Annotated in this window: 17 protein-coding genes; 10 read left to right on the top strand and 7 right to left on the bottom strand. The window is 60.3% G+C overall.

Annotation, left to right across the window (positions count from 1 at the left end; translation table 11 throughout):
- Positions 1-24 precede the first annotated feature (24 nt).
- Positions 25-1,209 carry a lipid-transfer protein gene (locus N1037_20115; protein UWS81574.1) on the bottom strand — a complete coding sequence of 395 codons (1,185 nt, stop codon included), beginning with the start codon at positions 1,207-1,209 and terminating at the stop codon, positions 25-27.
- A 253-nt stretch (positions 1,210-1,462) separates the two neighbouring features.
- Here N1037_20115 and N1037_20120 point away from each other — a divergent pair, with 253 nt between their 5' ends.
- On the top strand, positions 1,463-2,074 hold the full coding sequence (locus tag N1037_20120; GenBank protein UWS81575.1) for a transferase hexapeptide repeat family protein: 612 nt from the start codon (positions 1,463-1,465) through the stop codon (positions 2,072-2,074).
- A gap of 111 nt (positions 2,075-2,185) precedes the next feature.
- Here the strand turns inward: N1037_20120 and N1037_20125 are convergent, their stop codons facing one another.
- From N1037_20125 to N1037_20145, 5 genes are read right to left on the bottom strand one after another with little or no spacing between them, the layout of a single operon-like run.
- Positions 2,186-3,793 carry a methylcrotonoyl-CoA carboxylase gene (locus N1037_20125; GenBank protein ID UWS81576.1) on the bottom strand — a complete coding sequence of 536 codons (1,608 nt, stop codon included), beginning with the start codon at positions 3,791-3,793 and terminating at the stop codon, positions 2,186-2,188.
- Positions 3,794-3,795: 2 nt separating this feature from the next.
- Positions 3,796-4,299, bottom strand: coding sequence for a biotin/lipoyl-binding protein (locus N1037_20130; protein UWS81577.1), 504 nt, complete (start codon positions 4,297-4,299; stop codon positions 3,796-3,798).
- Complete coding sequence (locus N1037_20135; protein UWS81578.1) at positions 4,299-5,768, bottom strand: ATP-grasp domain-containing protein; 1,470 nt, start codon at positions 5,766-5,768, stop codon at positions 4,299-4,301. The genes N1037_20130 and N1037_20135 overlap by 1 nt, the downstream gene beginning before the upstream one ends.
- A gap of 12 nt (positions 5,769-5,780) precedes the next feature.
- Positions 5,781-7,580, bottom strand: a complete 1,800-nt coding sequence (locus tag N1037_20140) for a DUF1446 domain-containing protein (GenBank protein ID UWS81579.1) — start codon at positions 7,578-7,580, stop codon at positions 5,781-5,783.
- Positions 7,581-7,601: 21 nt separating this feature from the next.
- The gene (locus N1037_20145; GenBank protein UWS81418.1) at positions 7,602-8,387 is read right to left on the bottom strand and encodes an enoyl-CoA hydratase-related protein; all 786 of its coding nucleotides are present in this window, start codon (positions 8,385-8,387) and stop codon (positions 7,602-7,604) included.
- A 134-nt stretch (positions 8,388-8,521) separates the two neighbouring features.
- Here N1037_20145 and N1037_20150 point away from each other — a divergent pair, with 134 nt between their 5' ends.
- Genes N1037_20150 through N1037_20175 form a run of 6 tightly spaced genes read left to right on the top strand, consistent with a single transcriptional unit; the run spans position 8,522 to position 13,505 of the window.
- Complete coding sequence (locus tag N1037_20150; GenBank protein ID UWS81419.1) at positions 8,522-9,736, top strand: acyl-CoA dehydrogenase family protein; 1,215 nt, start codon at positions 8,522-8,524, stop codon at positions 9,734-9,736.
- Between the two features lie 13 nt (positions 9,737-9,749).
- Positions 9,750-10,949 carry an acyl-CoA dehydrogenase family protein gene (locus tag N1037_20155; protein ID UWS81420.1) on the top strand — a complete coding sequence of 400 codons (1,200 nt, stop codon included), beginning with the start codon at positions 9,750-9,752 and terminating at the stop codon, positions 10,947-10,949.
- A gap of 9 nt (positions 10,950-10,958) precedes the next feature.
- Positions 10,959-11,813, top strand: a complete 855-nt coding sequence (locus N1037_20160) for an SDR family oxidoreductase (protein UWS81421.1) — start codon at positions 10,959-10,961, stop codon at positions 11,811-11,813.
- The gene (locus tag N1037_20165; GenBank protein ID UWS81422.1) at positions 11,806-12,609 is read left to right on the top strand and encodes an enoyl-CoA hydratase-related protein; all 804 of its coding nucleotides are present in this window, start codon (positions 11,806-11,808) and stop codon (positions 12,607-12,609) included. The genes N1037_20160 and N1037_20165 overlap by 8 nt, the downstream gene beginning before the upstream one ends.
- A 12-nt stretch (positions 12,610-12,621) precedes the next feature.
- A complete protein-coding gene (locus tag N1037_20170) occupies positions 12,622-13,104 on the top strand; it encodes a PaaI family thioesterase (protein ID UWS81423.1) in 483 nt (160 codons plus the stop codon).
- The gene (locus tag N1037_20175; GenBank protein ID UWS81586.1) at positions 13,104-13,505 is read left to right on the top strand and encodes a PaaI family thioesterase; all 402 of its coding nucleotides are present in this window, start codon (positions 13,104-13,106) and stop codon (positions 13,503-13,505) included. The genes N1037_20170 and N1037_20175 overlap by 1 nt, the downstream gene beginning before the upstream one ends.
- A gap of 15 nt (positions 13,506-13,520) precedes the next feature.
- On the opposite strand, the gene N1037_20180 is transcribed toward N1037_20175, so the two are convergent.
- Positions 13,521-14,888 (bottom strand): TetR family transcriptional regulator, encoded by a 1,368-nt coding sequence (locus N1037_20180; protein ID UWS81424.1) that lies wholly within the window; start codon positions 14,886-14,888, stop codon positions 13,521-13,523.
- 90 nt (positions 14,889-14,978) lie between these two features.
- On the opposite strand from N1037_20180, the gene N1037_20185 reads away from it, so the two are divergent.
- From N1037_20185 to N1037_20195, 3 genes are all read left to right on the top strand, one after another.
- On the top strand, positions 14,979-15,740 hold the full coding sequence (locus N1037_20185; protein UWS81587.1) for a glucose 1-dehydrogenase: 762 nt from the start codon (positions 14,979-14,981) through the stop codon (positions 15,738-15,740).
- Between the two features lie 112 nt (positions 15,741-15,852).
- A complete protein-coding gene (locus N1037_20190; protein ID UWS81425.1) occupies positions 15,853-17,790 on the top strand; it encodes an AMP-binding protein in 1,938 nt (645 codons plus the stop codon).
- Positions 17,787-18,641: an SDR family oxidoreductase gene (locus N1037_20195; GenBank protein UWS81426.1), complete on the top strand. Its 855-nt coding sequence runs from the start codon at positions 17,787-17,789 to the stop codon at positions 18,639-18,641. Before N1037_20190 ends, N1037_20195 begins: the two co-directional genes overlap by 4 nt.
- Positions 18,642-18,736 lie beyond the last annotated feature (95 nt).

Below are 18,736 nucleotides of genomic sequence, written 5' to 3' on the forward strand. Positions count from 1 at the left end.
ATTGATTCCTCCCGAAAGTCGCTATCAGGCTTTTTCATAAAGCGTGGTGACGCAGGCCCCGCCGAGGCCCAGATTGTGCTGAAGCGCCAGACGTGCGCCATCAACCTGGCGCGCATCTGCCTGGCCGCGAAGCTGCTGAACGAGCTCGGTACATTGCGCTAGGCCGGTCGCCCCAAGCGGATGGCCTTTGGACAATAGACCGCCCGACGGGTTGGTCACGTATTTTCCGCCGTAGGTGTTGTCGCCATCATCAACGAATTTCGCCGCTTCGCCGCGACCGCAAAGGCCAAGCGCCTCATAGGTGATCAGCTCGTTGTGGGCGAAACAGTCGTGCAGTTCGACCACATCCACGTCCTCGGGCCCGATGCCCGCGTCCTCGTAAACCTGATCGGCGGCGCGCTTGGCCATCGAAAAGCCGACCACTTCGCGCATGTCATGGGCTTCGAAAGTTTCCGGGCCGTCCGTCGTCATGGCCTGCGCCGCGATCCGAACCGAACTGTCCAGTCCGTGCTTGTCGGCGAATTCCTTGGAACAAATGATCGCGGCGGCCGCGCCACAGGTTGGCGGACAGGCCATGAGCTTGGTCATGATGCCGGGCCAGACGACCTGGGTGGCCATGACGTCTTCCGCCGTCACCTCCTGCCGGAACAGGGCAACCGGATTCTTCGCAGCATGTCGGCTGGCCTTGGCGCGGATTTTTGCGAAGGTTTCCAGGGGGGTGCCGAACTCGTCCATATGCGCCTTGCCCGCACCGCCGAAGTACCGCAGCGCCAGCGGGATCTCGGCACTGCCAACCAGTTCGTCGGTTTCTCTGTCGAATGCCGCAAAGGGGCTGACCCGGTCATGGAACATCGCACCGATTGCGCCGGGCTGCATCTGTTCGAACCCTAGTGCCAGAGCACATTCGACCGCGCCGCTTTCAACTGCCTGCCTGGCCAGGAACAGGGCGGACGATCCGGTCGAGCAGTTGTTGTTCACATTCAGAACCGGGATGCCTGTCATTCCGACATGGTACAGGGCGCGCTGACCGCAGGTGCTGTCGCCATAGACATAGCCAACATAGGCCTGTTGGACTTTATCATAATCCAACCCCGCGTCAGCCAGAGCGGACCGGGTCGCAGCGGTCGCCATCACATCGTAGCTTTCGGATTTTCCCGGCTTCTGGAACGGGACCATCCCAACGCCTGCAACATAGGCTTTGTCTGTCATTTCTCTCTCTCCCAAGTTCGGTCAGGCCACCCTAATCGGTCCGCCAGTCTATTTTCTACCATTTGTTAGATTTTTAATTCTAACCTTGGGAAGTGTCAATATCGCCAAGCTGTGACGTAGGGAGCTTGCGCTATTTTCTAACTTGTGTTTGATTTCGGGCCACACGCCCTGATCGGCGGCACAATTGAGGGATTCTGGTCCCGGCGCAACCGCCGACAAGCGTTTAGCACTCAGCTTACGAAAGGTGGTCGGAATGGCATACTGTTATGAGTTCAAGGGTTTTATACCCGTCGTGCCCGAGGATACATATGTCCACCCTCAGGCCGTTCTGATCGGGAATGTCATCCTGGGTCATGGATGCTACATCGGCCCCGGGGCAAGCTTGCGGGGCGATTTCGGCAGGATCGTGATCGGGGATGGAGCCAATGTTCAGGACAATTGCATCATCCATTCCTTTCCCGGCCGCGACGCCGTGGTGGAAAGCGACGGCCACATCGGCCATGGCGCGATCCTGCACGGTTGCACGGTGGGCCGGAACGCTCTGGTCGGAATGAATTCCGTCATTATGGATGGTGTAGAGCTTGGGGCGGAATCGATTGTCGGCGCGCAGGCGTTTGTGCGTGGCGAAACCGTGATTCCGTCGCGTTCGATGGTGGTGGGATCGCCGGCAAAGGTGATCCGCGAGGTCAGCGAGAAAGAAATCGCGTGGAAAACGCGCGGCACCGCGGAATACCAGCAACTTGCGCGCGATTGTCTGGCCGGATTGACGCCGGTCGAGCCGCTGAAGGCGGTCGAGGCAGACCGGCCCGGCATGGCGGCCTCTGACGTCGTTTCGATTCAGGAGGCGCGGCAGACATCGTCCTGACCTGTCCGGGAACCGGACCGGTCAGGACTACTTCAGCTTTCGAAAGCGCCAGTTGGAAGCGCCTTGATGCGGAACGGCACTCCCCGACCCGGTGTGCCGTCCCTCAAGCCTTTACAGCCGGAAGATCCCGTAGTGTGGTTCCTCGATCGGTGCATTGAGCGAGGCGGAAATCGACATGCCAAGCGCGTTGCGTGTGTCCGCCGGATCGAGGATGCCGTCGTCCCACAATTCCGAGGTCGAGGTATAAGCCTCGACATCGCGCTTGTATTTTTCCAGCACCGGTTCGCGGATCGCGGCGATTTCTTCTTCGGTCAATTCCTTGCCTTCGCGCTGAAGCTGCCGGATCTTGACGTCAGCCATAGTATTGGCGGCCTGATCCGCACCCATCACGCCGATCTCGGCCTGGGGCCACATGAATAACGTGCGCGCATCCCAGGCCCGCCCGCACATGCCGTAATTGCCTGCCCCGTAAGAGGCATTGGCGATCACGGTGAACTTCGGCACGACCGAGCCACCCTGTGCCATCAGCATCTTGGCGCCGTCCTTGGCGATGCCGCGTTCTTCGTATTCGCGGCCCACCATATAGCCGGTGATGTTCTGGAAGAAGACCAGAGGCGTGCGGTTCTGATTGCACAGCTGCATGAAATGCGCGGCCTTGAGCGAGCTGTCGTTGAACAGCACCCCGTTGTTGGCGAGGATGCCGACCTTGTAGCCCCAGATGTGAGCGTAACCGCAAATCATCGTGGTGCCGTAGTCGGGCTGGTATTCGTGGAAGCGCGACCCGTCTACGATCCGGGCCAGAACCTCGCGCATGTCGAATTGGGTTTTCCGGTCCTTGGGAATGATCCCGTAAAGCTCCTTCGGGTCGTAGTAAGGTTCTTCATAGGACGCAGTTTCGATGATCGTTTTCGGTGTGCGTTTCCATTGGCTGACAATCTCGCGCGCCAGTGAAAAGGCGTGCTGTTCGGTCGCGGCACGATAATCGCCGGTGCCCGAAACCGAGGTATGCATAACCGCCCCACCAAGTTCCTGAACACCGACCTCTTCGCCGGTGGCCGCCTTGACCAGCGGGGGACCGCCAAGGAAAATCGCCCCAGTGCCTTCGATGATGATGTTGTAATCGCTCAGCGTAGGTACATAGGCACCGCCTGCGGTGCAATGCCCGCCGACCACAGCAATCTGCGGGATATTGGCCTGACTCAGCTTGACCTGGTTGCGAAACACCCGCCCGCCCAGATAGCGGTCGGGAAAGACGCCATGTTGCAGCGGCAGGAAACCGCCGGCGCTGTCGCAGATATGGACGACCGGCAACCGGTTCTCCAGCGCGACATCCAGAAGGCGCACGACCTTTTTCACGGTATGCGGATACCAGGCACCGCCCTTGACGCTGGCGTCATTGGCATGAATAGCGACCTCGCGGCCCTGCACGATGCCAATGCCCGTAACCACGGCGGCACCCGGCACTGTTCCGTCATATTCGCGACAGGCTGCGAGGGTGGAGAATTCCAGAAACGGTGTGCCGGGGTCCAGCAGCAGTTTTAGCCGTTCGCGCACGCCCAGCTTGTTTTGCCGCTCAAGGCGGTCAATGTCGCGTTGCGGGCGTTCGAAACGCGCCGCGTGCTGGCGGGCGTGAAATTCCTTCAGCCGCTCGGACATGGCGGCATAATTTGCCTTGTAGTCGGCGGCGTTGGTATCGATCAGACTTTCAATCCTGCGCATTCTCACTCCTCCTCCGGGGCCAATTGGGCCAGGATATCTTTCAGCCCAAAACTGTCGCCTTCGGCGAATGGCATTTCGGCAACGACCCCGTCGCGTGGCGCCGTCAGTGTGGTTTCCAGCTTCATGCTTTCGATAACCAAAAGCGGCTGGCCTTCTTCAACTGTATCGCCGGGTTTGACCGCGACCGACACCACGACTCCGGGCATAGGCGCGACCAACCGATCATCGCTTGTGCCACCATCGCTTCCAGCCAGGCGCTCGGCGGGATCAACCCGCCCGACTTCGTAGGTGCGGCCGTTCATGTGCACAAAAGTTGCTTCCGGCCCCACGGCCAGTCGCAATTCGCGGACAACACCCTTAGCCCGCAACGTATAACCGCCCGGCAGGCCAGTCGGGTCCAATTGGCAGGCAACAGTACCATTGGGGGTATTAAGTACGAACCGGCTGCCATCATGGCCCAACCAACATTCAGTCTCTTCTCCGTCGATCTGAAAAATCCGTTGCATCAGTTTCTCCACCCGCCCATCTTGCGGTGCATTTCCGGTATTTGCATTACGTCGCTCACCAGCCGTTCGTCTGACAGGGCCGCCGCCGCCATCAGCAGGTCAGAGATATCTTCCCCCGGTGCAGTCAGCGTTTCGGATTGTTCAGCTAGGAAGCCGGTTGAAACATCGCCCGAGGCAAAATCTGGATGTGCAAGGATTGCATCTAGGTATCCGGTGTTGGTCGTCACCCCGAGAACCACATAGTTTTGCACCGCTTGCCGCGCACGGGCGATGGCCTCCACGCGGTCGCGGCCATGCACGATCAGCTTAGACAGCATCGGGTCGAAATCGGTGGTCACCTTGCCGCCGTCCAGAATGCCGCTGTCCACGCGCACGCCGGGGCCGGAGGGTTCATCCAGCAGCAGGAGATCCCCGATCGAGGGGCGGAAATCGGCCGTCGCGTCCTCGGCACAGATGCGTAGTTCGATTGAATGGCCAGTCTGGGGAATATTCGCCTGCGTCGCGCTCAGCCCCTCGCCTGCAGCGATGCGCAGTTGCTCGGCGACCAGATCGAAGCCAGTCACCAGTTCGGTCACCGGATGTTCGACCTGAAGGCGGGTGTTCATTTCGAGGAAGTAAAAGGCCCCGTCCTGCGCATAAATGAATTCGACGGTCCCTGCCCCGCGGTATTTGACGGCGCGGGCAATCCCCGCAGCGGTTTCACATATCTCGTCCCGCTGTTCTGGGGTCAGCGCCGGTGACGGCGTTTCCTCGATAATCTTCTGGAACCGGCGCTGGATCGAGCATTCGCGTTCCCAGAAATGGACCACGTTGCCCTGCCCGTCACCCATCACCTGCACCTCGATATGGCGCGGACGTTCGATATAGCATTCGACGAACAGACGACCGTCGCCGAAATACCGCTGGCCTTCGCGGCGCGCGGTTTCGATTTCGGTCTCCAACGTGCTATCCTCGCGCACGACGCGCATGCCCTTGCCGCCGCCTCCGGCCGAGGGTTTGATGAGTAGCGGATAGCCAACGGCGCGGGCGCGTTCGACAAACGTCGCCGGATCGTCATCCTCGATGGCCGAAGGCGCCACCGGAAAGCCGCGCTCTTCAACAAAGGCGCGCGCACGGATCTTGTCGCCCATCAGGTCGATGGTCTCGGACGTCGGGCCGACAAATGTCACACCGGCCTCTTCCAGCGCCGCGACGAAGGCCGCATTCTCGGACAAAAAGCCATAGCCGGGATGCACCGCATCAGCGCCGATCTTTTTTGCGGCATCGACGATCTGCGGAATATCGAGATAGGCGGCCACAGGCGTCGGGCCGTCGATCATCACAATCTCGTCTGCGATCAGATGGGCCGGCCCCTCTTGTTCAGCGACGTGGCGCAACACAGCCGTCGCAAGGCCGCGGGCCTTGGCAGTACGCAAAACGCGCGCCGCGATTTCACCCCGATTGGCGACCAGGAGTTTTGAAATGGTCATGGTATTGTCCTTTTAGTTCCGGTCCGAGGCGTTCAGCCCGTCGCGCGCGGCCAGATCGACCGGCACAGGAATTTCAATATCAAGCAGCATCTGCGCAAACCCTTTGCCTTGCGGATCGATGCGGACCGAGGCGATGCCGCCCCCGCCCAGCGATTCATGCAGCAGGAAGTTCAGCGCATGGCTTCCGGGCAAATCAAAGCGTTCGACCGCGCCGTCACACAGGTGGGCGAAATAGGCTTTCACCGTGTCTTCGGTCAGGGCCGACCGGATATAGGGCAGATACTCCGGCTTGCGCGCAAGGATGCCGATGTTGGCGATATCGCCCTTGTCGCCCGAACGGCCCCACGCCAGGTCGACGAGGCGCACCTTGACCGCGTCCGGACCGGGCGCGCGGCTATCTGTGGGCGGCGCGGCAGGCGGATCAAGTTGCACAGGTTTGGTGGCCACTGTGACGGGCACATCCTTGCCATCAACCTCAACCGCGACGGGGGTGTCGGCCTTGTCCTGAAGGAAGGAGAACAGACGGACCACCGGCTGTACCTTTGGCCGTCCGGCGAAGAACCCGGTCAGACCCTGCGCGGTCGAAATCGCCATGGGTGCGATTTCTCCGGCAAAGATGTTCAGCGCGGCGCGATCATCATGGACCGCGCCGATCTTGAGCACCACTTCGCGCGTCAGGGCGCGGGCGTTGGCGCCATAGGCGGCCTCGGCGCCCAGCACTTCGACGCTAACCTGCCGGAAATCGCCCATGTTGCGGTCGCGGAAAATTCGGCGGCAGCGGGTCAGGATCGCCTCGGCCACGCGCTCGGCCTTGGCGGGGGCATCAATCGCGGCCAGTGTCAGGGTAGAGACCGCGCGCCAGCCATCGGCATGGGTCGCCGACACCTTGTAGCTGTCGGTGCGCCCGAGACCCTTGCCGCCCTTGACCAACACCCGATCGGGTCCGACCTGTTCAAGGGTAACCCCGGACCAGTCGCAGGTCACGTCGGGCAACAGGTAAGCGCGCGGATCACCGATTTCATAGAGCATCTGCTCTCCGACCGATCCCGGCACGACCAGCCCGCCGGTGTCAGGCGTCTTGGTCATGACGAAACTGCCGTCTTCCGACACCTCGACGATGGGCATCCCCATATTGTCCCACCCCGGCACGTCCTGCCAGTCGGTAAAGTTGCCGCCCGTTCCCTGGGGGCCGCATTCGATCAGGTGGCCGGCCAGTGATCCCTGGCTGAGCTTGTCCCAGTCGTCATCGCCCCAGCCGTATTCGTGCATCAGGGGGCCAAGCGCGACCGCGCTGTCGGCGCAGCGCCCCGTGATTACGATGTCGGCCCCGGCATCCAGCGCGGCCGCGATGGGGCGGGCACCCAGATAGGCGTTCATGCTCCAGATGTCGCCCGGAAACGCGACATCCGAGAACATCTCCGTCTGGCCGGCGGCGCGGATGTCGTCGGCCCGCGCCGACAAATCATCGCCCAGCACGACTCCGATGGACAAATCGATCCCGACCTCGGCGGCGGCTTTGGCAAGCGCATCGCGGCAGCCGCGCGGGTTCACGCCCCCGGCATTGGTAACGACCTTGATGCCCTGACGTTTGATTTCAGGCAGCCACGGAACCAGCGCCTTGACGAAATCCGGCGCATAACCCGCCTCGGGCGTCTTTGCGCGGGCACGCGCCATCAGCGACATTGTCACCTCGGCCAGATAGTCGAACACCAGATAGTTGATCTCGCCCTTGGAGACCAGTTGACCGATCGCTTCAGGCGTGTCGCCCCAGAATCCCGATGCGCATCCGATGCGCAGTTTTCGATCTGACATATGCTTCTCCTCCCCGCTTGTTTAGCGGCCTGTCCATTCAGGTTTGCGCTTCGCAATGAAGGCATCAAAGCCTTCGCGCGCGTCTTCGGTCTGTGCTACTCGCGGTAAAAGTGTTTCTGCAAACCGCATTTGCTGCGGATAGGTCATGTCCTCCATCGCGTGACAGGCGTATTTTCCCAGCCGGATCGCGCTCGGCGACTGCGCAGCAATCTGGGCAACCAGTTCTGCAACCTTGTCGTCCAACCCTGCGGCATCGGTCACATAGTTGACCAGATTGAATTGCAGGGCTTCCTCGGCCGTCAGAGGAACGCCGGTGATGAACATCTCCATCAGCCTCCGCCGAGGCAAAACACGCATCATCGGTGGTACGATCGTCATGGGAAACAAACCCACCTTCACTTCCGGCGTTCCGATGCGGGCGTGGTCCGCCATCACAGCCAGATCGCAGGCACAGATAATGCCCGCCCCTGCCCCCATCGCGACGCCGTTGACACGCGCGATCGTCGGCTTTCGGCAGGCCTGTATCGTTTCGAACAACCTTCCGGCGAAATGATCAGGATCGGCCGGATCCTGAACGAACGGACCACCGTCCGCACCCGCCTTGATGTCGCCGCCGGCGCAGAAGGCGCGATCTCCCTCGCCGGTCAGAACGATCACACGGCAATCGCTGTCCTTCTCGGCAGCATATATGGCGGCCATGATCCCGTCTGCGACTTCACGGTTTAGGGCATTTCGATTCTCAGGACGTCGAATCGTGATACGAACTTCGTCGCCACGCATCTGCGATTGAACAACGCTCTCACCCATTTCCGAAGCTCCCCCAAAATAGTTTGTGCGCCGTGCCTTCTAACGTCAGGTCGCAAAAAGCTTGGCTTGATCTATTTTCTAACATGTGTTTGATTTTGGTCAACACCACAAACGACATTTCTCGGGAGGATGATATGACGACTCAAAGTGAGGCTATCGCGGCTGACCTGGAAGCCATCAGGGCAAACTATTCGTTGACCGACGAGCAACGCCAGATTGTCGATCACGTGGATCGTGTGTCGCGCGAGGTACTGCACCCGTTGCAGGCGCGCATGGACGAGGAAGAATGGTGGCCCGAAGACCTGTTCAAGCAAATGGGTGAGCTGGGCCTGCTGGGAATCACCGCTCCCGAGGAGCTGGGCGGATCGGGACAAGATGAATTCACCCAGGCGCTGGTGTCCGAGGTGATCTCGAAATGGAACCCGGCTGTGGGGTTGTCGCATGGCGCGCATGACAACCTGTGCCTGAACAACCTGCTGCGCAACGGGTCCGAAGAGCAGGTAAAGAAATACGTACCGGGCCTTTGCTCGGGCGAGCTTGTCGGTGCTCTGGGTCTGACCGAACCGGGTGCGGGATCCGATGCGCTTGGGTCCATGGCGACCACCGCGCGCCGCGACGGCGACGAATACATCATCAACGGCTCGAAGATCTATATCACTAACGGACCGATTGCCGATGTGATCCTGCTTTACGCCAAAACCGACAAGTCGAAGGGCGCCAAGGGCATTTCTGCTTTCATCATCGAGACGGACAATCCCGGTTTCAAGGTGGCGCAAAAGCTTGACAAGATGGGCTTTCGCGGTTCGCCAACCGGAGAACTGGTGTTTGAGGATTGCCGCGTACCCGCGTCCGCCATGGTTGGACAGGAAAACACCGGCGTTTCGGTGGTAATGAGCGGGCTGGATCTGGAGCGTGCCATGGTTGCCTCAGTCTGCGTTGGCATGGCCGAACGCGCGCTGGAACTTGGGCTGGAATACGCCAAGATTCGCGAACAATTCGGCAAGCCGATTGCAAGTTTCCAAATGATGCAGTCGAAATTGGCCGAGATCTACACCGAGGTCGAAACCGCGCGTGCCTTCAGTTATCGTGCGCTGGCCGCCTGTACCGGCCTGCCAAAAGGGGCCGGGGGCCGCGGCGAAATCCACAAATTGACAGCGGCGGCCTGTCTTTACGCCGGCGAGGCATTCAACAAGGCGGTGACCGAAGCCTGCCATATCCATGGTGGCTCTGGCTACATGCAGGACACCGAGATCAACCGGCTGTTCCGCGCCAACAAGCTGCTGGAAATCGGCGCGGGCACAAGCGAAGTCCGCAAGATCATCATTGCCGAAGAACTTTTGCGCGCCTGAGGGAGACGAGACAATGAACAAGCAACTGCGCAACGACATCGCTCTGCCGACACATTTCATGACGGACGAACAGCAGGCGCTGGCCGATCAGGCCGGCAAGTTCTTCATGTCAGAATTCCACCATCTGAACGCCGAAATGGACGATACTGATGATCTGCCGTCTTCGGTTTTCCCCAAGCTGGGCGAAATGGGCTACCTGGGACTGAACGTGCCGCCGGAATTCGGCGGCGCTGGGTTGGATTTCACCTCGGCCTGCATCATCACCGAACAGCTGTCGCGGTCCTCTGCGGCCATCGGACTGACCCATGTGGCGCATGACAATTTGTGCGTCAACAACATCTATCGCAACGCCAATGACGAGTTGCGCCGAAAATACCTGCCAGGTCTGTGCGACGGCACGCTGATCGGCGCCCTGGGCCTGACCGAACCCGGCGCGGGGTCTGATGCGCTTGGCTCGATGCGGACCACGGCCAAAAAGGATGGCGACGACTACATCCTGAACGGCGCCAAGATCTACATCACCAATGGGCCGATTGCCGATCTGGTGCTGGTCTATGCCAAGACATCGCCCGAAAAAGGGGCCAAGGGCATTTCCGCCTTTATCGTGGAAACCGACACGCCCGGTTTCAAGGTGGCGCAGAAGCTCAACAAGATGGGATTCCGCGGCTCGCCGACGGGCGAACTGGTATTCGAAGATTGCCGTGTTCCGGCCAGAAACATGGTCGGCAAGCTGGATGGCGGGGTTGCCGTTACCATGTCCGGACTTGATCTGGAACGTGCCATCGTCTGTTTCAACGCTCTGGGCATTGCGCAGCGGGCGCTGGATATTTCCATCGATTACGCCAAGACACGCCAGCAATTCGGCAAACCGATCGCCAGTTTTCAGATGGTTCAGGCGATGCTGGCCGACATGTATACGCAGATCGAGGCCGCGCGCAGCCTGTCCTTGCGCACCGCTGCCATGTGTGAAGGCCTCGAAGAGGGCGAAGGCGGGCGCGGCGAAATCCACAAGCTCACCGCTGCGGCGATCTACAAGGCCGCTGAGGCGACATCCTTCGTGCTGGACAAAGCTGTCCAGATTCACGGCGGCTCGGGTTACATGCGTGATACAGAAGTGAACCGGCTGTACCGGACCGGTCGCGTGCTTGAGGTCGGCGCAGGCACCCAGGAGGTTCGCAAACTCATCATCTCTGGCGAATTGCTGAAGAACTAGGGGCGGAACATGAACGAAGCGAAATCAAGGCGTTACGCGTCGGATCTCATGGCGGGCCAGGTTGCCCTGGTCACGGGGTCCGGATCTGGAATGGGCCGGGCGACGGCGATCGAAATGGCCGCTTGCGGGGCCAGGCTTCCGCTGTTCGCGCGCCGCGAAGAACCGCTGGAAGAGACCGCCGAAATGATCCGGGCGGCGGGGGGCGAGGCCTTTGTCGTGCCCGGAGACACCCGCGACGAAGACAGTATCGAAGCTGCGATGGGGCGGATCAAGGAGCACTATGGGCAGTTGGATGTTTTGGTGAACAATGCCGGCGGCCAGTATATCGCGGCCGCCCGCGATATCACCAACAAGGGCTTCGAAGCCGTGATCCGCAACAACCTGATCGGGTCTTGGCAGATGACCCGGGCAGCGGCGGATCACTTCATGTACGACAATGGTGGATCGGTTGTGTTTGTCACCGCCATCTCGGCGCGCACCGCGCTTACCGGCTTTACACACACCGTCGCCGCCCGCGCCGGTGTGACGGGCATGATGAAAACGCTGGCCGCCGAATGGGGCGAATACGGCATCCGGCTGAACTGTGTCGCGCCGGGCACGATCAAGACCGATGCGCTTGGCCGCTATCCGATTCCGCCGGAACAGTGGAAAAAGCTGAACCGCTCGGTGCTAAACCGGATGGGGGCGGCCGAGGACATCTCAGGCACGATCATTTTCCTGGCCTCGAAACTTGGCGGTTTCATCACCGGAGAAGACATTTATGTAGACGGCGGTGAGACCTTGCATATGGGTCATGACGCGCGGGACATGATCAACCCCGCGATGTTCGAGAAACGCGAACGGGGAGATGGCAAGAATGAGTAAACACCCAGTCCTTCTGGAGATGTCCGACAGGATCGCCACGGTTACGCTGAACGATCCCGAGCGGCGCAACCCGGTCACCGGAAACGACATGATCGCTGCTCTTCTGGAGACCTTCGCCAAGGTGCAGGCAGACCCGCAGGTCAGCGTCATGATCCTGACCGGCGCCGACCCGGCCTTTTGTGCCGGCGGCGACATCAAGGAAATGAACGATTCCGACAGCGTGTTCCGCAAGGAGCCGCTGGCGGCGGCGCAGAGCTATGTTGATGGGGTGCAGCGGCTGCCGCTTGCGCTCTACAACATGGATATTCCGACCATCGCCGCAGTCAACGGCCCGGCGGTGGGCGCGGGGTGCGACCTGACCATGATGTGCGACATGCGCATCGCGTCCGAAAAAGCAAGGTTCGGCGAGGTGTTTCTGAATCTCGGAATCATTCCGGGCGATGCGGGCAGCTGGTTCCTGTTGCGTCGTCTGGGCCACCAGAAGGCCGCCGATCTGACCTTCTCAGGGCGCATGGTCGAGGCCAAGGAAGCGCTGGAGCTTGGCATGGTGCTTGAGCTGGTGCCTCATGAAAAATTGATGGCACGGGCTCGCGAACGGGCCGCCGTCATCGCAGCGAAACCACCGCGTGCGGTGCGCGTCGCCAAGCGTCTGATGCGCAATGCCGAACGGATGGATCTACCGGATTTCCTGAATTCTGCGGCGGCCTATCAGGCGCTCATGCATCAGACCGAAGACCATCACGAGGCGGTTGCTGCGTTCATCGAGAAACGAAAACCCAACTTCACAGGGCGCTAATGGAAGAATTGCATGTCTGATATCTCCAAAAAGAAAATGGAGCAAATCGCGCAGATGTGGAATGCGCGCGGCAAGGGTCTGATTACGCATATGGCGCTTGAGATCGAAGAGGTCTCGACCGAAGGCGTTCGCGTTCGGATGCCGTTCAATCCGGACTTTTGCGCCGATGCGGAACAAACGCTGCTCCATGGTGGTATCCTGACGGCGCTTCTGGACAGTGTCTTTGGATTGGCTAACTTTGTCGCCATCGAAGGCGTCAGTACCATGGCCACTCTTGATCTGAGAGTTGATTACCTGCGCCCTGCTCGTTCGCGCGCGGATGTCATCGTTCAAGCGCATTGTTTTCGCCAGACCCGCCACATCGCCTTCAATTCCGGCAGCGTCTGGTTCGAGGGCCATGATAATGCTGAAATCGCCCGTGGAACCGCCTCGTTTGCATTGACGCGTGGGGAAACCAGCCTGTTTGAAGCGATGACCAAAGGAAAAGCCTCGTGATGGATTTGCAAACTGTCAATGCCCACGTATCCCGGGTGCCGTTTTTCCGATTTCTCAACTTTGAGGTCCAAAGCTTGGATAGCCTCCATGCCGAAGCGGAAATGACCTTTGATGACCGCCATATCGGGAACCCGATCATGGAGTACTACCATGGCGGCATAATCGCGAGTTTTATGGAGGCCACTGCCGCCGTCGCGGTACAGCCCGATTTCGCCGACGTTCCGGCCAAGCCGATCAACCTGACCGTCGATTACCTCAGACCCGGTGTGAAGGGACCGCTTTTTGCGCGCGCAAACGTCACGCGCAAGGGCAAGCGGATGGCAAGCGTCAGCGTGCTCAGCTGGCAGACGGATCGGGAAAAGGCGGTTGCCGAAGGGCTGTATCACTTCCTTCTGGTCTGACCACTGCGACTGCTTTCAGGTCGTGCCTTGTCCTGTGGACGGGGCGGTTTCCCGGTTGCAAATTCCTTCCAGCAGAAGCTTGATGAGCATACCGGAGAACTCAGGCAGTGAGAGATACCCTTCCACTCCTGCCTTGTTCGGGTCGAACCACTCTACCGTCCAGTTCAAGGCACCCAACATCACCTGGCGCAAAGGAACGATCTTGATATCCGACCTTATGGCACCGTCTTGCTGCGCTTCGCGAAGGATCATGTCCCAAAGTCGTCCGTAGTCGTGGCGAATGCCTCGGTGCCTTTCCCGAAAGTGGTTGGGCAGCATCCCATAACTTCTGATGTTCGCTGAGGTGAACTCGCTTGCCTTAAAGAGAAAATCGAGATGCGTCCAGATTGCGGTTGCTATTCTGGTGTGATGATCGCATGGGGAATCGAACTTCTGAACGGCTGCACTGACACCGGATAGCAGATCGCTTAACCCTTCGTTGAGTACCTCGTCCACGATCGCTTCCTTGGATTTGAAATGGTAGTAGACGCTACCCGCCTTCATGTCCGATTCGTCAGCGATCTTCCGCAGCGTTGTCGCCTTGTAGCCATTGTCCCTCAGAACGCGCGCCGCCACTCGCAGGATCTCTGCGCGGGTCTTCGCGGCCTTGCCGTTGGTATCAGGGATATTGACGGGAGCGGCGGGGGTCAGCTTCAGACCTTCTGTTTCAGCTCTGCGATCCAAACACATACCGTCAAGTATCAGCTTGCTCATACGTTCAGCGAGGATGTGCACCGGATACTTTTCGACATCGTACCATTCCACGGTCCAGTTCATGGCACTCAGGATGAACTGGCGGATCACAGTAATGGATATGTCTCGTCGAAGGTGACCGTTACGTTTTGCTTCTTTCAGGAAATTGCCCCAGGCTGCTGCATAAGAGGCACGCAGATCACGGTGGGGAGCGCGTGTTTCATCCGACAACATCGGATAGTTCCGGATATTGGCCGAGGTGAAATCGCTCTCAGTCAACAGGTAGGTCAGGTGGGTTTCGATCAGCAATGCGAAAGTCCTGCGGAAATCCTCCGGATTCTTCTTTGCAACCCGAACGATTTGACTGACCGTTTCGTAGAGCTGACGCACACCAAGTTCCAGAACCTCGGTGAGAATCTGATCCTTGGATTGAAAATGGTAGTATATGCTGCCGGCCTCAACGCCCGCTTCCTGCGCGATATCGCGCATCGTCGTCGCGTGATAACCTTCATACCGAAAAAGTCGAGCGGCCGCCGAAAGGATCGCTTCGCGGGTTCTCTCCGACTTGCTCAGATCATCGTCTGCTCTCTTGGCTGCGTCTGTCATCTGTACCATTCCATGTCGATACTTGCCGGTGGTGAGGTTGTCCATTGCAATAATTCTAACAAATGTTAGAATATGAAGGAGAACGTACCGAATCAAGTTCTCTACGAAGGTCTATTGGAGAAGGAGGACCTCCTTATGCGAGGGTTGAGTGGGAAACGGGTCATCGTGACCGGCGGCGGCAGCGGCATTGGTCGCGCGGTTTGCGGACGGTTCGGCGAAGAAGGTGCCGAAGTCGCCGTTTTCGATCTGAACAAGGATGGGGCGGAAGAAACTGTCCGACTGATCACCGAGGCTGGCGGAAAGGCGCAGGCCTTCAAGGTAGATATCACCGACCACGCCCAGGTCGACAAGGCGGTGGCCGAATTCGAGGCCGGAGGCCCGATCGATGCGCTGGTGAACAACGCCGGCTGGGACGTGATTAAACCGTTCCTCGATACAGATGTCGATCTCTGGAAAAAGGTCATCGACATCAATCTATACGGTCCGCTGAACATGCACCACGCGGTGCTTCCGGGCATGGTGAAGAACGGTGGTGGCCGCGTTGTCAATATCGCGTCCGACGCTGGTCGCGTCGGGTCATCGGGCGAGGCTGTCTATTCGGCCTGCAAGGGCGGCATCATATCGTTCACCAAGACTGTAGCGCGCGAACTTGCACGCAAAGGTATTCAATTGAACGCCGTCGCCCCCGGCCCGACCGATACGCCGCTGTTCGCACAGGTTGCCCAGGGCGAAGCTGGTGAAAAAATTGCCGAAGGTCTCAAGCGGGCAATTCCGATGAAGCGCCTGGCGCAGCCGACAGATTACCCTGGCATCATCTGCTTCCTGTCGTCGGATGACGCCGGATTCATCACCGGCCAGGTGATATCGGTTTCGGGCGGCTTGTCCATGCACGGTTAACCGCTGGTCGCAGCGCCTGTTACATGGCGCTGCGACCAAGCCGTGACAAGATATTTTACCTCCCCGACTGGCCGCGCTCACTGTGCGGTCTTTTTTTGAAGAAAGGTGATGAATGTTTCAGCCAGACTCTGACATTCAGCGTTCAAGCACGCTGACCGCTTTTCTGAAGGACTGGGGCATTGACAGTTACGAAGATCTCGCCCGCCGCACCAATGAGGACCCGGACTGGTTCTGGGGCCGGATCATCGACCACGTCGGCATTCGGATCGCGCGACCCTACACACGATTGCGGGACATCTCCGAAGGTTCAGAATCGGTCAGATGGGCCGTCGGAGGCACTTTGAATCTGACGGAAACCTGTCTTGACGCCCGAATTGCCGATGGCCTGGGCGAAAAAGTCGCGATCGACTGGATCGGCGAAGACGGAAGCCGCCGCCGCTGGACCTATTCCCAACTTGCCGCCGAAGCCGCCCGCGCCGCCTCGGCCCTTGACGCGCGCGGCGTAAAGCCCGGTCAGGCGGTGGGCATTTATATGCCGATGATCCCCGAAATCGAGGCCGCGCTGCTGGGTATTGCCCGACTGGGCGCGGTCGCGGTGCCGCTGTTTTCCGGCTTTGCGCCCCATGCCATCGTATCGCGCCTGAACGATGCCGGTGCCGTAGCGGTGCTGACAGCGGATGCCACACCCCGGCGAGGCAAGCCGGTCTGGATGGAGGCGGCGCTTGCCGAAGCCCTGACCGAGGTGCCTTCGGTGCACACCGTGGTCAGCCTGCGACGGTTCGGCGGCGCGGTGGCCGATCCGACCCGCGATCTCGACTGGACCGAAACCGTGGGCCCCGCCAGTCCGGATTTCGCCGCTGTTCCCGTCAAGGCCGAAGATCCCTTCCTTATCGCCTATACATCGGGCACCACCGGGCGGCCCAAAGGCGTCGTGCATACCCATTTGGGGGTGCAGGCCAAGGCCACGGCTGATTTCCTGCTTTGTCTCGACATGAAACAGGATGACCGGCACCTGTGGATGACCGACATGGGATGGGTCATGGGACCGCTCACCCTTTTGTCGGTGCTGCTGTCGGGTTCAACGCTGGTGCTTGCTGAAGGCGCACCATCGATGCCCGGCGATTCGTTCAGACTTTTGCGCCTTGCGTCCGAGATGAAGGTCACGCATCTCGGCGTGGCGCCAACCCTGGTACGGCAGTTCATGACGCAGGAGCTCGAGCCGCTGACAGACTACGACCTGTCGCCCCTGCGCATTGTCGCCTCGACCGGGGAACCCTGGACCGAGGACGCCTGGCGCTGGCAACTGGATCATATCTGCCGCCGCCGCGCGGTGCCGCTGAACATCTCGGGCGGGACCGAGTTGTTCGGTGCTATTCTGACATCGACCGTGCTGCACGAAATCAAGCCCGGCGGATTTTCCGCCCAGGCCCTGGGGGTCGGCGCGAAAGTGCTGCGCGAGGACGGCAGCGAAGCCGCGCCGGGCGAGGTGGGCGAACTGGTCGTTACCCAGCCGCCTCTGGGGCTGACCCCGGCCATTTGGGGCGACCGCGATCGCTACCTTGAAACCTACTGGTCCACCTTCCCCGGCCTCTGGCGGCACGGCGACTGGGTGCGCTACGATCCGGACGGGACATGGTTTATCCTGGGCCGGTCTGACGACACGCTGAACATCGCCGGTAAACGGATCGGCCCGCCCGAGATCGAGGCGGCCCTGACCGAGAGCGGAGAGGTGGTGGATGCCGCCGCCATCGCGGCACCTGACGACATCAAGGGTGTGGCCGTCGTCTGCGTCTGCGTGGCGGCACCGGATGTGTCGCTGGACGCGGACCTCGTGGACCGGCTCAAGGATCGGGTCGGAGAGATCGTCTCGAAACCCTTCCGCCCGCGCGAGATCCACTTTGTCGAGGCGCTGCCAAAGACGCGTAGTATGAAAACCATGCGCCGGGTCGTGCGCGCCGCCTTCCTCGGCGAAGATCCAGGCGATCTGTCGTCGATCAGCAACCCTGAAACCATTCAACCCATCGCAGACCTGCAAAAGGAAAAGCCATGATCACTGTATTCGGAGCCACGGGCACCACCGGCGCGCCTCTTGTCGACACGCTTCTGGCAAAGGGCGCTACCGTGCGCGCTGTCACCAGTGACCCGGCAAAGGTTGGCACGCTCAAGGCCAAGGGATGCGAGGCGGTCGCCGCGGATTTCACCGATCCCGCCGCGCTGGCGCGGGCCTGTGACAGGGCAGAAAAGATATACCTGGTCACGCCTGCCCATCTGGACATGCGCCAATGGAAGGCGAACGTGATCGAGGCGGCCAAGGTCGCGGGGGTGCGCCATGTCGTTGTGGCCACCGGGCTGGGTGCGTCACCCAAGGCGGGGCTGACCTTTGGCAAATGGCATTCCGACACCCAGGAACTCTTGAAGCAAAGCGGCCTTGACTGGACCTTCGTTCAGCCGACCTATTTCATGCAGAACCTGCTCTGGCAGGCCGGCAGCATTGCGAAGAATGCGGTGTACTACGATGATCTGGGCGGCCCCGTTGCCTGGATCGACGCCCGCGACATCGCGGATGTCGCCGCCGAGGCGCTGACCGCTCCGGGTTACGCAGGCAAGGGTCTTGGTCTGACCGGGCCCGAAGCGCTGACCGGAGATGATATCGCGGCCCTTCTGTCCGAGGTGACAGGGCGAAATGTCACCTGCGCGCCCCTGTCGGCCGAGGATACCAAGGCGTCCATGATCGCCGGCGGAATGCAGGACGAGGTCGCCGGGGCCATGGTCGAACTGGCGTCCATCGCGCCCAAGGGCTACCTTGCCGGTATCGAGACCACGGTCAGCGACGTGCTGGGGCGCCCTGCCCGCCGATTTGCTGATTTCGTTGCCCAGAACCGGGATGCTTTCGTCCAGTGACCTGACGGCGATTGTCGGGCTGACAGGCGTGGCCGGATAACGGGCGGCCGGGCGGGACTCTGCGTTCCCGCCTCGACCGCCCCAAGCCGCAGGGG

The organism is Phaeobacter sp. G2 (assembly GCA_025163595.1).
GTDB lineage: Bacteria > Pseudomonadota > Alphaproteobacteria > Rhodobacterales > Rhodobacteraceae > Pseudophaeobacter.

What these genes read in the sequence shown, in the direction of transcription:
- N1037_20115 (UWS81574.1), bottom strand. Translation starts at nt 1,209, where the DNA reads ATGACAGACAAAGCCTATGTTGCAGGCGTTGGGATGGTCCCGTTCCAG.
- N1037_20120 (UWS81575.1), top strand. Translation starts at nt 1,463, where the DNA reads ATGGCATACTGTTATGAGTTCAAGGGTTTTATACCCGTCGTGCCCGAG.
- N1037_20125 (UWS81576.1), bottom strand. Translation starts at nt 3,793, where the DNA reads ATGCGCAGGATTGAAAGTCTGATCGATACCAACGCCGCCGACTACAAG.
- N1037_20130 (UWS81577.1), bottom strand. Translation starts at nt 4,299, where the DNA reads ATGCAACGGATTTTTCAGATCGACGGAGAAGAGACTGAATGTTGGTTG.
- N1037_20135 (UWS81578.1), bottom strand. Translation starts at nt 5,768, where the DNA reads ATGACCATTTCAAAACTCCTGGTCGCCAATCGGGGTGAAATCGCGGCG.
- N1037_20140 (UWS81579.1), bottom strand. Translation starts at nt 7,580, where the DNA reads ATGTCAGATCGAAAACTGCGCATCGGATGCGCATCGGGATTCTGGGGC.
- N1037_20145 (UWS81418.1), bottom strand. Translation starts at nt 8,387, where the DNA reads ATGGGTGAGAGCGTTGTTCAATCGCAGATGCGTGGCGACGAAGTTCGT.
- N1037_20150 (UWS81419.1), top strand. Translation starts at nt 8,522, where the DNA reads ATGACGACTCAAAGTGAGGCTATCGCGGCTGACCTGGAAGCCATCAGG.
- N1037_20155 (UWS81420.1), top strand. Translation starts at nt 9,750, where the DNA reads ATGAACAAGCAACTGCGCAACGACATCGCTCTGCCGACACATTTCATG.
- N1037_20160 (UWS81421.1), top strand. Translation starts at nt 10,959, where the DNA reads ATGAACGAAGCGAAATCAAGGCGTTACGCGTCGGATCTCATGGCGGGC.
- N1037_20165 (UWS81422.1), top strand. Translation starts at nt 11,806, where the DNA reads ATGAGTAAACACCCAGTCCTTCTGGAGATGTCCGACAGGATCGCCACG.
- N1037_20170 (UWS81423.1), top strand. Translation starts at nt 12,622, where the DNA reads ATGTCTGATATCTCCAAAAAGAAAATGGAGCAAATCGCGCAGATGTGG.
- N1037_20175 (UWS81586.1), top strand. Translation starts at nt 13,104, where the DNA reads ATGGATTTGCAAACTGTCAATGCCCACGTATCCCGGGTGCCGTTTTTC.
- N1037_20180 (UWS81424.1), bottom strand. Translation starts at nt 14,888, where the DNA reads ATGGACAACCTCACCACCGGCAAGTATCGACATGGAATGGTACAGATG.
- N1037_20185 (UWS81587.1), top strand. Translation starts at nt 14,979, where the DNA reads ATGCGAGGGTTGAGTGGGAAACGGGTCATCGTGACCGGCGGCGGCAGC.
- N1037_20190 (UWS81425.1), top strand. Translation starts at nt 15,853, where the DNA reads ATGTTTCAGCCAGACTCTGACATTCAGCGTTCAAGCACGCTGACCGCT.
- N1037_20195 (UWS81426.1), top strand. Translation starts at nt 17,787, where the DNA reads ATGATCACTGTATTCGGAGCCACGGGCACCACCGGCGCGCCTCTTGTC.